Below are 15,657 nucleotides of genomic sequence, written 5' to 3' on the forward strand. Positions count from 1 at the left end.
CACAGGGCTGTTTTGTTATTGGGCGCGTTTTGTTATGATTTCGCCCATGGCTGTCTTTTTCCAACTCCTTGCAAACGGTCTTGTGGCCGCCGCGCTTTATGGCATTTCCGCCATTGGGTTTGGACTCGTCATCCGTACGGGGAAGTTTTTCAATTTGGCTCATGGAGCCTTTGCGGTCATCGGTGCCTACACGGCGTTTGCGTTCGTCCGTCTCGGTTTGCCGTTTGGGTGGACGGTACTCCTTTCGCTTACCGCCGCCGTTATCTCTGGCGCGCTGAGTTATGCGCTTGTTATTTTACCTTTGCGGCGCCGGTCGGCTTCTTCGCTTGTCCTTCTTATCGCTACGCTTGGCGTTTTCACGTTTGTTCCCCCGATGCTTGCCATCGCCTTTGGCAGTGAATACTATTTGCTCCACATCCCGCTGTTCTTTTCCCGCGTCGTCTCTCTTGCCGGTGCGGCTGTCACTCTGTGGCAGATCACCTTCATGTTGATTTTCGTGCTCCTTATTGTTGGGACCGCGCTTTTTCTTCGCTATACGGCCTTTGGAAAAGCTGTGCGCGCCGTAAGCGACGATGAAGAGGTTTCAAAGATCATCGGCATTAACACAGATCGTGTCGTTTTCGTGGTCATTCTTTTCGCGGCTTTTACCGCGGGACTCGCTGGTCTTTTCAAGGCGGGCGACCTGGGACTTGAGCCCACCATGGGGTTCACTCTCTTGCTTGAGACTCTCATTGTGGCCGTGGTGGGCGGGATGTACCGGCTTGGGGGAACCGTCATGGGAGCGCTTGTCCTCGGACTCGCGGAAAGTTTTGGTGTGTGGTTTGTGCCGAACGAATGGAAAGAGGCGATCTCGTTTGGGATTTTGATTCTCTTTTTACTGATCCGGCCGCAGGGGATTCTCTCACGTTGATATGGAGTACGCACTTCATCTTTTCATATTTTCTGGCATCTCCGTCATTTTGGCACTTGCGCTCAACGCGGTGGTTGGGTTTAACGGTTTCCTCTCGCTTGCCTCACCGGCCTTTTACGGTATCGGGGCCTATGCCGCGGCTATTTTTCTGAAGGACTATCACATCCCGTTTTTCTTTGCGCTTCTTCTTGCGATGATCGTCACGGCCGTACCCGCTGCGGGGATCGGACTTGTGCTCTCTCGCCTGAAGGAAGATTACTACATGCTCGCTTCGCTTGGATTTGCGTCTATTGCGCACCGGACGTTTGTGAACTGGCGATCCGTGACGAATGGATCGCTTGGATTTGCCGGCGTGCCGCGCGTTGGCGACATCGGTGAAGTAGCCTTGTGGACGCTTGGAGCGATCGTGGTGGTGTGGGGACTTCTTCATCTGCTTATGCGTTCGTCGTTTGGGAGAATCTTGCGCGCCATTCGGGAGGATGAACTTGTGACGGCGACTTTTGGCATCAAGACGGCCTACTTCAAATTAGCGATCTTCGTTATCTCTGCCATGTTTATGGCCCTCGGTGGCGCTATCTACGCCACGTATCTTACCTATGTTGATCCGGCCGCTTTTCATCCCGCTGTGGCGATCCTCTTGTTGGCGATGGTCGTCGTGGGGGGGCTTGCCAGTCTTCCCGGCGCGGTGCTTGGCGCAGTAGTGCTGAATCTTCTGCCGGAGCTTCTGCGATTTTTCGGATTCCCTCCGTCCGTGATCGGACAAGTGCGTTTGGCGCTTTACGGACTCGTCCTCACGCTTCTTATGCTCTATCGCCCCCGAGGATTTATGGGTGCGTACAAGCTCTAGTATGTTTGCGATCGAAACAAAAAATCTCTCAAAACATTTCGGCGGCGTGTATGCAGTTGATCGTCTTTCGGTTTCAGTAGGGAAGGGGGCGATCACGAGTATTGTAGGGCCCAATGGGTCAGGGAAGACCACGCTCACGCACCTTCTTTCTGGGGTCTTGCCGTGGGATGAAGGTACGGTGATCTTTGGTGGAAAAGAACTCAAGCGCTTGGCGCCCCACGCGGGGCGCGAACTCGGTGTGGCGCGTACCTTCCAGCACGTTCGCCTCTTTGAACAAATGAGCGTCTACGAAAATTTGACTCTTGTTTTGGCAAAACGCACCGTTCTTGCCTCTATCTTTGAGCAAAAGGGGAGTGGGCTGCAGGACAGAGCGAAAGAACTTCTTTTGCGCGTCGGTCTGTGGGAAAAACGCGATGCGCCAGCTGGAGAGCTTTCGTATGGGCAGCGCAAACTTTTGGAAGTGGCCCGCGTGCTTGGCGCACGAGCTCGCATTATTCTTTTCGATGAACCCTTTGCCGGACTCTTTCCCGGAATGGTCGAGATGCTCTGTGACGTTATGAGGGAGATGCGTGGGTCAGGGTGTTCTGTTGTGTTGATCGAACACAACATGAAAATCATCCGTGAGCTCTCCGACGAAGTTTTCGTGATGGATGCCGGAAAACTTCTTGCATGCGGGAAACCGGCGGAGGTCCTTGCCCGCAAGGATGTACGCGAAGCGTATCTTGGCGTATGAACGGATCTACTCTCCAATTGGAAAAAATCTCGGTGTACTATGGGGGTGTGCGTGCGCTTCATGATGTCTCGCTTAAGGTGGATGAGGGGGAAACCGTGGCGCTTCTTGGACCAAACGGCGCGGGGAAATCCACGGTGCTCAAAGCTATGTTTGGCCTTGTGCAGATGTCCTCTGGCCGAATGCTCTGGCAGGGAAGCACCCTTCGGCCCATCCCACACGAGGTTGTGCACAAAGGGATTGCGTTCGTGCCGCAGGGACGGCGGGTTTTCGCCCACCTCTCGGTAGAGGAGAATTTGGATATTGGGGCATGGATTGTGACGGACAAAACGGAGCGCGAGCGGCGGAGCGAGGAGGTCATGCAGACGTTTCCGGCTCTTCGTGCAAAACGGCGTGCCGTGGCGGGGACGCTTTCTGGCGGGCAGCAGCAGATGCTGGCGATTGCGCGCGGTCTTATGACCGACCCCAAAATTCTGCTGCTCGATGAACCGTCACTGGGGCTTGCGCCAAAAATTGTGCGCGAGGTGTTTGCGGCCATCGGGAGCATTCATGAGCGGCACAAGACGGCAGTGGTCATTGTGGAGCACAACATTCCTTCTTTGCTGCCGATCGTGGACCGTGCCTACGTGCTTGATCGCGGAGAAGTGGTGGCGCAGGGAAGTGGGAAAGAAATTTTAGAGGGGGATACGCTTACGCGTGTTTTGCTTGGAGAGCCTGTGCATGTGTAGTAGAATGTGGGGCGTATGGAGACGATTCTTTTGGAGTGGGAGGTGCCGGAGTATCAGCACTACGACCGTTCACGTCGGTGGTACGTGTGGTTTGGGATTGCCCTCGCCGTGCTGGTGGGGTACGCGATCTTCACCGCGAACTTCACTTTTGCCATCATTCTGGTCATGGGCGGCATCATCATGTTTTTGAGCACAGGGCGCGAGCCGGCCAAAGTGCCGTTTGCGGTAACGCCCGCCGGGTTTCTTATCGGCGAACATTTTCACCCCTATCATGAGTTCCGCAACTTTGCGATTCTCTACAACCCCCCGCACGTCAAAAGTCTCTACCTCACATCGGATAAACGATTTCGCCCGGTGGTAACGATCTCGCTTCAGGACATGGATCCAAATACGGTGCGTGAGACGCTTATGGGGTATTTGCCCGAGGACTTAAACCGCACCGAGGAGACGCTGACAGAGATGGTCGCGAGAGTCGCAAAGTTGTAGGGGAGGCAGAGACTTCACAAAACAAAGGAACTTCTATAGAATAGCGGAGCGCTGCGTATGCGCCCGTAGCTCAGCTGGATAGAGCGTCAGGTTGCGGACCTGAAGGCCGCACGTTCGAGTCGTGCCGGGCGCACCAAAAGAACTCCTAGACAGGAGTTCTTTTGTTTGTGGTGATGACACCGAGTGTTGTCAGTTGTTAACACGGAAAATCGAAAGCCACCTGTATTGGTGGCCTGAAAGAAAAGGGCGGTTGCTTCTTGTAGCGAATGCTACCACACTTGGGCGAGCTTCTTGGCGAGCAGGTGCCGCTTCGTCCAGCTCACGAGCCAGCCGAAGGTGAGGAGGGAGGTGATGCTCTGGCGGAGCTTCGCATCGTCACGCGGCTCGTAGCCATCGAGAGTTTCGAGTTGGACGTTCGGGAAATAGCGTTGCCACATCCATCCCATCGTCTCTGCTTCCTCGCCCATCTGCGCTGCCCGCGATGCCCACGACCAGTTGAGCAGCTTGCCAAGCTCATCCGTGTCGAGGGGGAAGCCGAACCTTTCCTCGATGCGCCACGAGATCTCGAGGAAGTCGATGGATTCGAGGGTGAGGTCAGCGAAGAGAGTGGCTTCCTCGACAACCTCGTGTTCCTCCAGACCGCGCGTCTCCACCAAGATGATGCGGAGCGTGTCGACAACCTCTGCGTGTGACGGAGTCTTGGACACAGGAACCTCCGAGAACGGGTGTGCCGGCATCCTAGCGGAATACGAGATTTTTGCCAATATGACCGTGACGGTCACCACGCGCATTGATATGATACCGGCATGCCGACTCTCTACGACAAAATCACCACGCTTCGAGGTCTGGGGCCGGTGGCGGCGCGGGCACTTTTGCAGGCCGGTGTAAAAACCGTACGTGACCTTTTGTCCTATCTTCCGTATCGATACGAAGACTTCTCGCAGCGTAAACGTGTTAATGCTCTATTGGCAGGAGACACTGTGACGGTTTTTGTTGAGGTAGTATCTGTCAGGGCTCGACCGTCGTTTAAGAGCCGCGTCATGGTAACCGAAGCCACTGTTCGTGACGAGACAGGAACGCTTACGGTCAAATGGTTCAACCAGCCGTTTCTCGCAAAGACGTTCAAGCCCGGCATGCGGTTGGCGCTTGCTGGCACGGTGGATGCGCGCAAGGGACTGGTGCTTGTGAATCCGCGCTACGAGCGTGTGGGCGAAGAAGCGCCACTTCATACCGGACGCATCATTCCTCTCTATCCGCGCTCAAGCTCGCTTGGGGAGAAGCGTTTGCGTTCTGCTCTTGCGCAAGTCATACCTCTTGCAGATCGTCTGGAGGATCCTCTGCCTGCACAGATTCTGGATGCCGAAGGATTGCTCCCGCTTGGGACAGCCATGCGCCACATCCACTTTCCTGAACGCATGAAGGACGTGGATGCTGCTGTGTCGCGTCTCAAATTCGACGAACTGTTTTTGCACCAACTCTTTTTTGCACGCGTGCGTGCTGCACGACAGGAGGGGAGCGCGTATCAAATTCCCGTAGACGAAGTTGCTCTGCGCGCCTTTGTGTCGCGTCTGCCGTTTACTCTCACAGCGGAACAGAAACGTGCGGCGTGGGAAGTTATCCAGGATCTCTCGCATGAACACCCCATGAATCGTCTTTTGGAAGGAGATGTCGGTTCCGGCAAAACCGTTGTGGCGGCCATGGCGATATGCTCTGTGCTGGAAGCGGGAAAGGAGGCCGTGTATTTGGCGCCCACAGAGATCCTTGCGGAGCAGCAGTATAAGAATCTGCGCCGCTTTTTGCCTGACGCCGATGTGATACTTCTCACACGTTCTCGTTGCCTACTCCGTGACGAAAAGGTGAGTCGTCCACGCGTGGCGGAGATCTTTCATACTCGCGGGCCATTTGTCGTCGTCTCCACGCATGCGATTTTAGAGGATGCGTGGGATACCCCTCTGCTCGCGCTTGTCGTGGTGGACGAACAACATCGTTTCGGGGTGCGTGATCGCCACCGACTTCTTGCGCGCTACGATATCGCCCCCCACCTTCTTTCCATGACCGCCACGCCCATCCCGCGGTCGCTTGCCCTTACGGTGCATGGAGATTTGGACATCTCCCTTATAAAAGAACTTCCGAAAGGACGTCGTCCCGTGATGACACGGCTCGTGACTGACAGAGACGAAGGGGTGATGATGCGAAAAGTGCGTGAAGAGATCGATGTGGGTCATGTTGTGTACGTGGTCTGTCCGCTTATTGATCCCTCGGATAAGCTCGGTGTCGCCTCGGTGGCCGAGACGGCGAGTCGGCTCGCCGCGGGATCGCTTAGGGGCGTAAAAATCGGACAACTTCACGGAAGGATGAAGACGGAGGAGAAGGAGGAAGTGATGGAAGCATTTCGTTCAGGCCACACACCGGTGCTGGTGGCCACGTCGGTTGTTGAGGTTGGTATGGACGTGCCGAGTGCCACCATAATGGTGGTCGAGGCCGCCGAACGTTTTGGACTGGCGCAACTTCACCAATTGCGCGGACGTGTAGGTCGCAGCGATGCTTTATCGTATTGCTTTTTGCGCACGTCGGGGGCACAGAGTGCTGCCTCAAAAGAGCGGTTGGGCGCCATGGTGCGATGTCAAAACGGGTTTGAACTTGCCGAAATGGATTTGAAATTCCGCGGGCCCGGCAATTTATTTGGAGATGCACAGTCGGGACTGCCAGACTTTCAACTCGCCACGCTGGCAGATGTGTCGATTATGAAAAGCGCGCGTGATTGGGCCACGCGCCTGCTTGCCGAGGATCCAGAACTCTTGGTATACCCTACTCTACGCGAGCATCTTAACGATGCCCTCGCCGACATCCATCTCGAATAGGTCGGTACCTGGTACCGCCGTCACTTCAGGCAATCGATGAGGATTCGGGCATGCTCTGGAGATATGGCGCGGTCGAATCCCAAGCGTTTCGCCTCTTTTGTACGCCGATCGACACCGGGGACACGGCGGATCTCACCCGACAGTCCTACTTCACCAAACACGACCGTCTTTTCGGCGGTGGGCTTATCCGAAAGCGCGCTTGCAATCGCCAAACATACGGCCAAATCTGCCGCAGGCTCTTGCAGGCGTAGGCCGCCCACCACGTTTACATATACGTCTTTGTCGGCGAGTTTGAGTCCAGCCCGCCGCGACAAAATGGCGCATAACATAAGGAGCCGGGAGACGAGTGCTTGTACTTCCACCAAAAACACACGCGACCCCTCAAGTGCCGCCGTGATGACAGATCCCGCAGCTGCAACGCGCTCCTCTAAAAAATAACTTGAGGGATTTGCTACCTCGACAAGTCCACCCTGCTGCATGTCAAACACGCCGACTTCGTCGGTGCTCCCAAAGCGATTTTTGCTTGCGCGCAAGATGCGTGACGACATGGCTGCTTCACCTTCTAGAACCAGAACTACATCAACCAAATGTTCCAGCGTCTTGGGACCTGCGGCTGCCCCGTCTTTCGTCACTTGGCCGATGAGGAGGATGCATGCTCCGGTAGTTTTGGCGGTCTGCACAAGAAGACTCGTTGCGTAACGCACGAGGGAGGCGCCACCCTCGGCCAAATCGGCAGCTGAGGACGTGAGGGTTTGGACGGAGTCTACAATGACAACACGCGGTCGGCTTTCGTTTATACTTGCACAGAGTGCCTCGACATCTGTTTCGCTTGAAAAAGAAAAATGCGACAGGCCGCAGTCGATCCTACCTAGCCGTGTGGCAAGTTGGTGAGCGGACTCTTCTCCCGATGCGTAGAGCGTGGGTTTCTCCGTTGTCCCCATGCGATTTCCCACAATAGCGGCAAGCGTAGATTTTCCGATTCCTGGCTCTCCGAACAACAATACAGCACTTCCCGTGACCAGTCCGCCGCCCAGCACGCGATCCCACTCCTCCATGCCGGAAGATTGCCGTGCCGCCGCTCCTTGCTCGATTGTGAGAGGAGCGAAAATGGCCGGAGCTACATGTGAGAGCGCCCTCTTTCCGCTTACCCCCGCCTCCTCTACAAGCGTGCCCCACCCCTGGCAGGTAGGACACCGCCCGCTCCATTTCGGTTGTTGGCTGTCACATTTGGTGCAGGAGAACATAGGTAGGCGAGAGAGAACGAGGCAACGTAACAACTCTAGTTCGTCGGACACTGCGAGGGATTATTTCCGGGACACGTCTTGATGGTCACCTTGCCGCCGGCGCTTACTGCCCTTGTGTACGCAGTACTCCCTTCCCCTGTGTAGAGGTCAAGGCGGCGCCCCTTAATCCATGCCCCACCATCTTCGGCATACCACACAGCATTATTTGCCTCGCCAAGAGGGGAGTCGAAGATTTTAAACACGGTGCCTTTAGGCAGACAAGAACTTACCGCAGCCGTGTGGAACGCTTGGGGGAGGACGGCGGGTGGGCTGGTTTGGTTGCAGTAGGTGGTGCCTTCGGGGAACGGAACACAGGGCTGCCACTTTCCTCCGGCGGCGCTGCAGGAAGATTCAGGTTGTCTACCATTCGGACACGTACACTGCATAGCGATGTTGCATTCAAAACTTTGATACGCCTGCTTCTCTCCGTAAGACGGTTTGTAATATCCTGTTGTGAAAAATGTTACGCCATTTCTCAACTCTTCCGTGCTCGGGCACCCCATTCCTTTGAATTCCTCTGCCGTGTCGGCCAACTCTGGGTGAGCGACGATACTTGCGGTGAAGTCTGCATCCGAACGCTCGATTACTTTAAAACTGATTGGCCGCGAGACGACGAGCTGCGGATTCACCGTGTAGAGGAGCAGATAACTGGCAAGGAGAATGACAAATCCCACGATGGCGTTTTTTATACGCTCCATGCCTTCCTTCGCGCCCTTGCCGGTGGCGCCGAGCATATACTGAATGCCGCCTACCATGATCATCACCACGGCGAAAACGGCAGCAATGCCGATGAGCCACCGGTAAATGCCGACGATGTATTGGCCAATGAAGTTCACGGAGACACTCCCGTTTTCAAAGACAGGCTTTGTGAACGAGAAGTTTGGAATGGGCACGGAAAGGCGCGGGACAATGGGGGATGGCTCGACAGCAGGGGGCGTGTCCTCTACGATTTCTGACCGTGCTTCGGAAGAAATAAAGGTGCCTCCGGCTTGCTGGACCCGTTCCATACACTGCGTCTGACAACGTTCGTTCAATGGTGTGGAACCGGTCTCGGGAATAAACGCCAAACGTGCAGCGGTGCTTTTTCCGGTCGGGTAGTAATTGCAGTGGCACGCTTCAACGGTTGTTGTTTCTGCCTGCCCAGACGAAGGAAGAAGTGTCCCAAGAATGAAGACAAGGATAAGAGCACGCCGCATCATAGGGAAGACGTCAGCATTTGCTGGATTAATGCGCGCAGGGTCTCGGCATCTGGGGTGCCGACGAGTCGCTCTGTGCCTACAAAGACGGTTGGTGTTGCACTGATGGACAAGGCGAGCCCCTCCTCAAAGTCTTTCTGCACGCGCGGCAGGGTTGCTTTCGCATTCACGCAACGGTCAAAAGCGTCTGTGTTGAGTTTAAGCGTACGGGCGAGGGCTGTGTACGTGGTGGCACTTAAGAGTTCGCGTTGCGTGAAGAGGAGGTCATGGTAAGGCCAAAAGGCTCCTTGTTCTTGCGCGCACCTGGCGGCAACGGCTGCGTCTGTGGCAGAGGGATGGAGGTCTTCGTTTGGAAAATCCTTCCACACGACGCGTACTCTGCCTTCGAATTCCTTCACGAAGGATTCAAGGAGAGCAGACGTATCGGCGCAGGCGGGACAGGCAAAGTCGCCGAACTCCACCAGAGTGACAATGGCGCCCGGGGGTCCCAAGACAGGGTTGATAATCTCGACACGTGGGGAGGAAAGAGTCGTAGACGTTTCCGCTGGCGGGGAGTTCTTTTCTTTTTTTGCAGATGACAAATACAAATGGAACGTAAGAAATACCACCACGAACAAGAAGCTCAAGATCAAGATAGCGCTCCAACGTTCCTCGTGCGTTTGCATAGTTATTTCAATCGCAGGATCTGAAGAATGCCCGTGGAGGCATTTGTGAAGAAGAGGTTCCCTCCATCCTCGCTCACGCTTACGTGATCAATGGACTGCGGTGTGTCGGGAATGGCGACAAGCTCGGCCGACCCCGTTTCTACATTCACGCGGTAAATAGCGTCGGCACTCTGGGCGGAGAGTTGTCGCTGTAATCCCACGTTTGCCGGCAAGCGTTGCGGCACGGCGCAGTAAAGTGTTGTTCCTGATGTAAACGAGCATTTGTCCGCCCATGTTTCTACACCGAGACTCTTCCGGTTGTCCCCGATGGATTGGGCGCGGCCGCTCACCGCCCAGAGCATCGGGCGGTAGCCGTTTGTGTCACCCACCGCGGAGTACACAAGCGCGTCACCCTGCGTATTCCACAAAGGTTGGAAATCAAATCCTTCCACCACGAGCCCCTTAAAGTTTTCTTCATTCTTGCCGATAGGGATAATCATTTTGCGTCCAAAGCCCGAAAGTGTGGGACCGGTGTCGGAGAATGCGATGACTTGATCGTTTGGCGACCAACTTGGGATCACCTTGTCCGCGTTATCGCCAAGAGCAGCGATGGCACGCGTGTTTGAGCCGTCTGTTTTCGTGATGACGAGGGCGCGGTTACTCGGATCGATCCCTATGCTTTTCGCAAGAATTTCGTCCCCTCTTGGTGCGAAGGAAAAATCTTCCCAGTGGCGCGGTAAGGACACTTGTTTGCCAGCAGAAAAGTCATAAACAACATTAGATCCGTCGGGGAATTCAAGCACCGCTGATGATCCTTTGGCGTTCCACGTCACGTTCTCGACGTTTGCAAACTTTTTGTCAGAGATTCTCTCTACATCTCCCCCTGTGCTAATCCGATAGAATCGCCCGTCTGCTTTATCGTAGTATTGCATGCCATTGCCGTCTTGGCTCAACGTGGGCGCCGTGACGCGCGCGCTTGTGAGAGCTTGCGTCTGCGTGACGCCCCCTTCTGCAACGGGTTTCGCGCCCGGAAGAGTTTGCGCGCGCGGAATTTCCGCCGTTCCTTCCGGAGAGGCTGTTCCTGGGGGAGCGCCGAGGCCTGCAGCAGGAAGCCCCGTCTCTTCACGCGTTGTCTCCGCGGGAGGGATTGCCTCGGGCACGCGTGCCTGCGGGGTTTTGAAAAACACCAAGTAGATAGCCGCGCCCATGGCAGCGATGAGAACAATGAACCCGAGGATAAGCAGGACCTGCCGAAGACGTGGGGACATAGTTATGTTTCAATCTCTGGGAGAAAATTTGGCATGAGAGCGCGGAACATCGGGCGCATTTCCGGGAACGAGGTATAGGCGTCCAAAGGGTTGAATGCGGCCCACATCACAAAGGCGATGGAGGGGAGGACCACAAAGAAAAGAAACGCAAGAAGCAGGAAGCCCATAGCGAAGGTGCTCTTTTCAATCAAGTTCATCTTGACGGTGATGGATTTTAGAAAAGGATTTTTACTTTTTGTTATGGTCCGCCAAAACTCAAGAGATCTCCATGCCATCCATGTTGCTCCTGCAACGACGCTGCCAAGAATCGTCTCGGCGGTTATGAGAGCCGTACCCAGAAGTGCGCGCTGTTCGTTTCGCACAAACGGCCGTTTAAGATCTTCTTGTTTTTCTTCTTCCTGTGCCGCATCCTCCGACGCCGACCCCGCCGCAATATTTCCTGCCTCTGCCTCTCGCGCTCGGGCAATTTGTGAGGCGCGTTCTGCCTCAAGCGTCAGCGCAGCTGCCATGACTGCATCCTCGTCTGCTTGATCTATTGTTGCCGGCCGTGGGATTGCCTCTGTACGCCCAAAAGAAAGGGGCGCAGCTTTTCCCCCTTCGAATTGCAGCCAACGTTCGTGCTCCACGGCAATGTCGGCCATAGGCCAACATTATATCACGCGCGCGTTCTCGACGACGAGGATATTTCCTTTGAGGCTTACGCGAAGTTTTTTTGGCTTTTTTTGCAGAATCCTGTCCGCAATGAGCGGCTCGACTTCCGTCTCGATAATATGGCGGAGCGCGCGCGCACCGCCGGTCTCGCGCATAGCATGCAGGGCGAGCCAGGGCGCGACGGCTTTGCCGATCTGGATAGCAACACCCCGCTCTTCCAGTCGAGAGGCGAGTTCCGCAAAATGCTGCTCCGCAATATCCTCAAGATGCTTTGTTTCAAGAGGACGGAACAAGAGCGTATGATCGATACGGTTTAAGAGTTCCGGACGCAGAAGATTCTCCAAATCTGTCCGGACATCTTTCATCTCCGGTAGATGTTCCTGCTTGTCTCCAAACCCGAGTTTTGCCCCAGCCCATCGAGCCGAGCCTATATTGGATGTGAGAACGATGATGGTGTTGCGGAAATTGATCTTGCGACCGGTGGCATCATGCAGTTCTCCTTGATCCAAAATTTGGAGCAGAATATTTTGTACGTCGCGGTGCGCTTTCTCGATCTCGTCGAACAGCACAACCGCGTAGGGACGTGCTTTCACTTGGTCGGTGAGTTTTGCTGCCTCGCGGTACCCGACATATCCGGCGGGAGCCCCAATCAGTTTAGAGAGGGAAAAGCTTTCACTGAATTCGCTCATGTCGAGCACGACGAGAGATCGTTTGTCTTCAAAGAGGTACGTGGCAAGCTGGCGCGCGGTTTCGGTTTTCCCCACGCCTGACGGTCCCACGAAAAGGAAGGATGCCAAGGGGCGGTTGTGGTTGTTGATGCCTGTTTTTGCCCGCAGGATGGCCTTCGCGACTTCATCTGTTGCGTGGCTTTGCCCCACAATCTGCCGGCGCAAATGCGGTCCGAGTTGCATCGTACGCTCGCGCTCTTCAGCGACGAGTTCCTGTGCAGGAATGCCTGTGGCGCGGCTGATGACTTCCGCAACTTCTTCCACATCGACGACGAACAGGCGGGGTTCCTCTGGAGCTACCCCCTCCCAATTCTCGATTTCTTTTTTAAGCGCCTGCTCTTTTGTGCGGAGCTGGATAGCCTCCTCAAGCCGTTCGTGTTCGATAGCCTCGCGTTTTTTTGCGATGATCTGCGCCATAGCCTCTTCTTTCTCACGGAGCTTTCTCCCTTCGGGTACCGGCTGTGCCGAGCGGACGCGCAACATTGCGGCAGCCTCATCCAACAAGTCGATCGCTTTATCCGGCAAGAAACGGTCGTGCAGATAGCGCGTGCTTAACCGGATGGCTGCAGAGAGGGCCGCGGGCGTAATACGCACGTGGTGGTATTTCTCGTAAGCGGGCATGAGCCCTTCGAGCATAGTGAGGGCGACGGAAGCGGTAGGCTCAAGAATCTGCACGGGTTGGAATCGGCGTTCCAGTGCCGCATCGGTTTCAAAATGTTTTTTGTACTCTGCCGGCGTTGTGGCGCCGATACAGCGAATCTCTCCGCGCGCGAGCGCAGGCTTCAGAAGATGTGCCGCATCCAGGGACCCGGAGGCAGACCCTGCGCCGATGATGGTGTGGATTTCGTCAATGAAAAGAATGAGATCGGGATGTTCACGCGCCTCCTCGATGATTTGCTTCATGCGTCCCTCGAACTCGCCGCGGTAGACCGTGCCCGCAACGATGCTAGGTAAGTCTAAAAGGAGGATGCGTTTCTTGAAAAGGGGGGCCGGCACGTCTCCGCTAGCAATACGTTTTGCAAGTCCTTCCACGACTGCGGTCTTTCCCACACCCGGCTCGCCCAGGAGAAGCGGATTATTTTTGGTGCGCCGGCAGAGGATTTCGATGGTGCGCGTAATTTCGGCCTCGCGAGCGAGGACGGGATCCAGTTCTGTCGCGACACGGGGGGCCGTCAGGTCGCGCGCGAAAAAATCAAGCGCAGGGGTCTCCGATTTTCCCCCGCCAGACTCCTCTTTCTCCTCTTCGTGATCTTCTTGCCCCAGTTCAGGAATGGGTTTAAGAGCCGTCTCTCGCGAGGGGATGGCATCACGCAGCATTTCCTCCATCTCTGGAAATCGGGACGCGCTCTTTAAAACTTGAATAACTTGCTCCTGCAAGGTGGACGTGAGAACGCCTTCGCTTGTGAAAAATGAGGCGACATCGGGGTCCTGCACTTCGAGCATGGCACCGAGAAGGTGCTCTGTCCCCACGTACGGGTGCCCGTAGGTGTGGGCGATCCATACGGCCTTTTCCAGCATGCGGCGTGATGTTTCCGCGAGCGGCGGGGTAGGGTTGATCGAATCATGCGCGCGCATGCCTTGCGCTACAAAGGAACGAAGGCCAGATACGTGTACATGCTGGCGCCGCAGGACTTCGGCTCCCACGCATCCCTTTTGCGTGCCAAGTGCCCACAGCAACATGGCGGGTGTTACGGCCGGTTGTTTTTCTTCCACAGCAAAAACAAGCGCTCGCGTGAGAACATTTTTTAAGTGAGTGGTGAAACGATCAACGATGTCGCGGGGCATAGGGGGAGTTGCCGAGTTGCAAAGTGGGAGAGTGCAGAGTAACTAGGCGCTTGCACCGAGAGAACGCAGCCGCCGGATACGGTCCTCAATGGGCGGATGCGTGGAGAACAACGTTTCAAACTTTCGGTGCGTAATGTGCGGGTCGAAGGGATTCGCAATGTAGAGGTGCGCCGTGGCGTGATTAGCTCGCGCAAGCGGCTGGTCGAGCGTGGCAATTTTTTCGAGCGCCCGCGCCAATCCTTCTGGATACCGCGTGGTCATCGCGGCTGTCGCGTCTGCCAAATACTCGCGTTCTCGCGAGACGGCGAGTTTGATGAGTTCGGCGATAAAGGGAGAGAGAATGGCAAGGACAAGGCCCACGATGAGCAAAGGCCCGGCATTCCGGTTGTCACGGTCGCGCCCCCACAAGAAACTCCGTGTGAGCATGTCCGACAGCAGAATGATAGAGCCCACCAGGACGACGACGAGTGTCATGAAGCGCACGTCCGCATTCTTGATGTGTCCGAGTTCGTGCGCCAGCACTCCTTCAAGTTCGACCTTCTCGAGAGTGTCGAGGAGTCCTTGTGTCACGGCGATCACTGCATGTTTCGGATCGCGTCCGGCGGCAAAAGCATTGGGCGCTCTGTCGCTGATGAGGTACACGGATGGCGTGGGGAGGCCCTCGCTGATCGCCAGATTTTCCACGAGCCGATAGAGTTCCGGGTGATCGCGCCGCTCAACTTTTTTGGCCCCCGCGACAGCCAGCGCCACCTTGTCTCCGGCAAAATATCCTATAAGCGTGGTGAGGAGAGCAATGGCCCCAGCAATCACGAGCCCGTTCGTGGGGTTACCAAGCCATACGCCCAACGCCCATCCTAGAGCGAGCAAGAGGAGGACAAAGGCAAAGACGAGAAGCGCGCTTTTGCGCTTGTTTTGGGCGAGGGCGTTATACATGTTAGAAGCTCACTTTTGGCGGGTTCACGAGCTCGTCGGGAGCGTCGAAGAACTCGGAAGCGGTAAAGCCGAACCTTCCGGCCACGAGATTGTTTGGAAAGACCTGGATCCGCGTGTTGTAATCACGCACTTGGCCGTTGTAGAAACGGCGCGCTGCCTGGATTTTGTCTTCGGCGTCGGTGAGGTCGCGCTGAAGATCCAGAAAGTTTTGCGAGGCTTGAAGCGTGGGATAGTTTTCGGAAACGGCGAAGAGAGACTTGAGTGTTTGTGAGAGCATGTTTTCAGCGGCGGCCTGGTCGTGCGGCGTCGTGGCGCTCATCGCCTGTGCGCGTGCGTGCGTCACACGGTCGAACACGTCCTTTTCATGCGCCGCATATCCCTGGACTGTCGAAATAAGATTGGGAATCAGGTCGTGTCGGCGCTTCAATTGTACCTCGATGTCTGACCACCCTTCATGGACGCGGTTGCGTGCATGCACCAGGCCGTTAAAGGTGATAACGAGCCATAAAATGGCTAAAACAACAACGGCTAAAATGATGAGAAAAACAGGTGACATAGAAAGAATATTCGTGTATCCTCATCCTACGTCGGCGGGGAGGCCGCGTCA

General features: G+C 55.6%; 15 protein-coding genes and 1 tRNA gene. 7 read left to right on the forward strand and 9 right to left on the reverse strand.

Features of this window, described 5'->3' with window-relative positions; genetic code table 11:
- Nucleotides 1-34 precede the first annotated feature (34 nt).
- From HYW18_01150 to HYW18_01175, 6 genes are all read left to right on the forward strand, one after another.
- Nucleotides 35-910: a branched-chain amino acid ABC transporter permease gene (locus tag HYW18_01150; protein MBI2484740.1), complete on the forward strand. Its 876-nt coding sequence runs from the start codon at nt 35-37 to the stop codon at nt 908-910.
- A 1-nt stretch (nt 911) separates the two neighbouring features.
- Nucleotides 912-1,757, forward strand: coding sequence for a branched-chain amino acid ABC transporter permease (locus HYW18_01155; protein ID MBI2484741.1), 846 nt, complete (start codon nt 912-914; stop codon nt 1,755-1,757).
- 1 nt (nt 1,758) lies between these two features.
- The gene (locus tag HYW18_01160; protein ID MBI2484742.1) at nt 1,759-2,490 is read left to right on the forward strand and encodes an ABC transporter ATP-binding protein; all 732 of its coding nucleotides are present in this window, start codon (nt 1,759-1,761) and stop codon (nt 2,488-2,490) included.
- Nucleotides 2,487-3,215 carry an ABC transporter ATP-binding protein gene (locus HYW18_01165; protein MBI2484743.1) on the forward strand — a complete coding sequence of 243 codons (729 nt, stop codon included), beginning with the start codon at nt 2,487-2,489 and terminating at the stop codon, nt 3,213-3,215. The genes HYW18_01160 and HYW18_01165 overlap by 4 nt, the downstream gene beginning before the upstream one ends.
- Nucleotides 3,216-3,230: 15 nt before the next feature.
- Entirely contained in the window at nt 3,231-3,701 is a 471-nt protein-coding gene (locus tag HYW18_01170; GenBank protein MBI2484744.1) for a hypothetical protein, read from the forward strand.
- Nucleotides 3,702-3,760: 59 nt separating this feature from the next.
- Nucleotides 3,761-3,837 (forward strand) — tRNA-Arg (locus tag HYW18_01175).
- Between the two features lie 133 nt (nt 3,838-3,970).
- Here the strand turns inward: HYW18_01175 and HYW18_01180 are convergent.
- Complete coding sequence (locus tag HYW18_01180; protein ID MBI2484745.1) at nt 3,971-4,408, reverse strand: acyl carrier protein; 438 nt, start codon at nt 4,406-4,408, stop codon at nt 3,971-3,973.
- Nucleotides 4,409-4,507: 99 nt separating this feature from the next.
- On the opposite strand from HYW18_01180, the gene recG reads away from it, so the two are divergent.
- Nucleotides 4,508-6,562: an ATP-dependent DNA helicase RecG gene (gene recG / locus HYW18_01185; protein MBI2484746.1), complete on the forward strand. Its 2,055-nt coding sequence runs from the start codon at nt 4,508-4,510 to the stop codon at nt 6,560-6,562.
- Nucleotides 6,563-6,582: 20 nt separating this feature from the next.
- On the opposite strand, the gene radA is transcribed toward recG, so the two are convergent.
- The 8 genes from radA to HYW18_01225 are packed head-to-tail and all read right to left on the reverse strand — an operon-like array spanning nt 6,583 to nt 15,606.
- Nucleotides 6,583-7,806 carry a DNA repair protein RadA gene (gene radA / locus HYW18_01190; protein MBI2484747.1) on the reverse strand — a complete coding sequence of 408 codons (1,224 nt, stop codon included), beginning with the start codon at nt 7,804-7,806 and terminating at the stop codon, nt 6,583-6,585.
- 35 nt (nt 7,807-7,841) lie between these two features.
- Nucleotides 7,842-9,044 carry a hypothetical protein gene (locus HYW18_01195; protein ID MBI2484748.1) on the reverse strand — a complete coding sequence of 401 codons (1,203 nt, stop codon included), beginning with the start codon at nt 9,042-9,044 and terminating at the stop codon, nt 7,842-7,844.
- Nucleotides 9,041-9,706: a DsbA family protein gene (locus HYW18_01200; GenBank protein ID MBI2484749.1), complete on the reverse strand. Its 666-nt coding sequence runs from the start codon at nt 9,704-9,706 to the stop codon at nt 9,041-9,043. Before HYW18_01200 ends, HYW18_01195 begins: the two co-directional genes overlap by 4 nt.
- 2 nt (nt 9,707-9,708) lie before the next feature.
- Nucleotides 9,709-10,953: a hypothetical protein gene (locus HYW18_01205; protein MBI2484750.1), complete on the reverse strand. Its 1,245-nt coding sequence runs from the start codon at nt 10,951-10,953 to the stop codon at nt 9,709-9,711.
- 2 nt (nt 10,954-10,955) lie between these two features.
- Nucleotides 10,956-11,594, reverse strand: coding sequence for a hypothetical protein (locus HYW18_01210; GenBank protein MBI2484751.1), 639 nt, complete (start codon nt 11,592-11,594; stop codon nt 10,956-10,958).
- 9 nt (nt 11,595-11,603) lie between these two features.
- Nucleotides 11,604-14,117 carry an ATP-dependent Clp protease ATP-binding subunit gene (locus tag HYW18_01215; GenBank protein ID MBI2484752.1) on the reverse strand — a complete coding sequence of 838 codons (2,514 nt, stop codon included), beginning with the start codon at nt 14,115-14,117 and terminating at the stop codon, nt 11,604-11,606.
- A gap of 42 nt (nt 14,118-14,159) precedes the next feature.
- On the reverse strand, nt 14,160-15,050 hold the full coding sequence (locus HYW18_01220; protein ID MBI2484753.1) for a M48 family metallopeptidase: 891 nt from the start codon (nt 15,048-15,050) through the stop codon (nt 14,160-14,162).
- Nucleotide 15,051: 1 nt separating this feature from the next.
- Nucleotides 15,052-15,606, reverse strand: a complete 555-nt coding sequence (locus tag HYW18_01225; protein ID MBI2484754.1) for a LemA family protein — start codon at nt 15,604-15,606, stop codon at nt 15,052-15,054.
- Between the last annotated feature and the right edge of the window lie 51 nt (nt 15,607-15,657).

This window comes from Candidatus Uhrbacteria bacterium, from assembly GCA_016187485.1.
Classification (GTDB): domain Bacteria; phylum Patescibacteriota; class Patescibacteriia; order UBA9934; family UBA10169; genus JACPJO01.

Excerpts from the sequence above, each read along its gene's own strand:
- HYW18_01150 (MBI2484740.1), top strand. The coding sequence starts at position 35 with ATGATTTCGCCCATGGCTGTCTTTTTCCAACTCCTTGCAAACGGTCTT.
- HYW18_01155 (MBI2484741.1), top strand. The coding sequence starts at position 912 with ATGGAGTACGCACTTCATCTTTTCATATTTTCTGGCATCTCCGTCATT.
- HYW18_01160 (MBI2484742.1), top strand. The coding sequence starts at position 1,759 with ATGTTTGCGATCGAAACAAAAAATCTCTCAAAACATTTCGGCGGCGTG.
- HYW18_01165 (MBI2484743.1), top strand. The coding sequence starts at position 2,487 with ATGAACGGATCTACTCTCCAATTGGAAAAAATCTCGGTGTACTATGGG.
- HYW18_01170 (MBI2484744.1), top strand. The coding sequence starts at position 3,231 with ATGGAGACGATTCTTTTGGAGTGGGAGGTGCCGGAGTATCAGCACTAC.
- recG (MBI2484746.1), top strand. The coding sequence starts at position 4,508 with ATGCCGACTCTCTACGACAAAATCACCACGCTTCGAGGTCTGGGGCCG.
- radA (MBI2484747.1), bottom strand. The coding sequence starts at position 7,806 with ATGTTCTCCTGCACCAAATGTGACAGCCAACAACCGAAATGGAGCGGG.
- HYW18_01195 (MBI2484748.1), bottom strand. The coding sequence starts at position 9,044 with ATGATGCGGCGTGCTCTTATCCTTGTCTTCATTCTTGGGACACTTCTT.
- HYW18_01200 (MBI2484749.1), bottom strand. The coding sequence starts at position 9,706 with ATGCAAACGCACGAGGAACGTTGGAGCGCTATCTTGATCTTGAGCTTC.
- HYW18_01205 (MBI2484750.1), bottom strand. The coding sequence starts at position 10,953 with ATGTCCCCACGTCTTCGGCAGGTCCTGCTTATCCTCGGGTTCATTGTT.
- HYW18_01210 (MBI2484751.1), bottom strand. The coding sequence starts at position 11,594 with ATGGCCGACATTGCCGTGGAGCACGAACGTTGGCTGCAATTCGAAGGG.
- HYW18_01215 (MBI2484752.1), bottom strand. The coding sequence starts at position 14,117 with ATGCCCCGCGACATCGTTGATCGTTTCACCACTCACTTAAAAAATGTT.
- HYW18_01220 (MBI2484753.1), bottom strand. The coding sequence starts at position 15,050 with ATGTATAACGCCCTCGCCCAAAACAAGCGCAAAAGCGCGCTTCTCGTC.
- HYW18_01225 (MBI2484754.1), bottom strand. The coding sequence starts at position 15,606 with ATGTCACCTGTTTTTCTCATCATTTTAGCCGTTGTTGTTTTAGCCATT.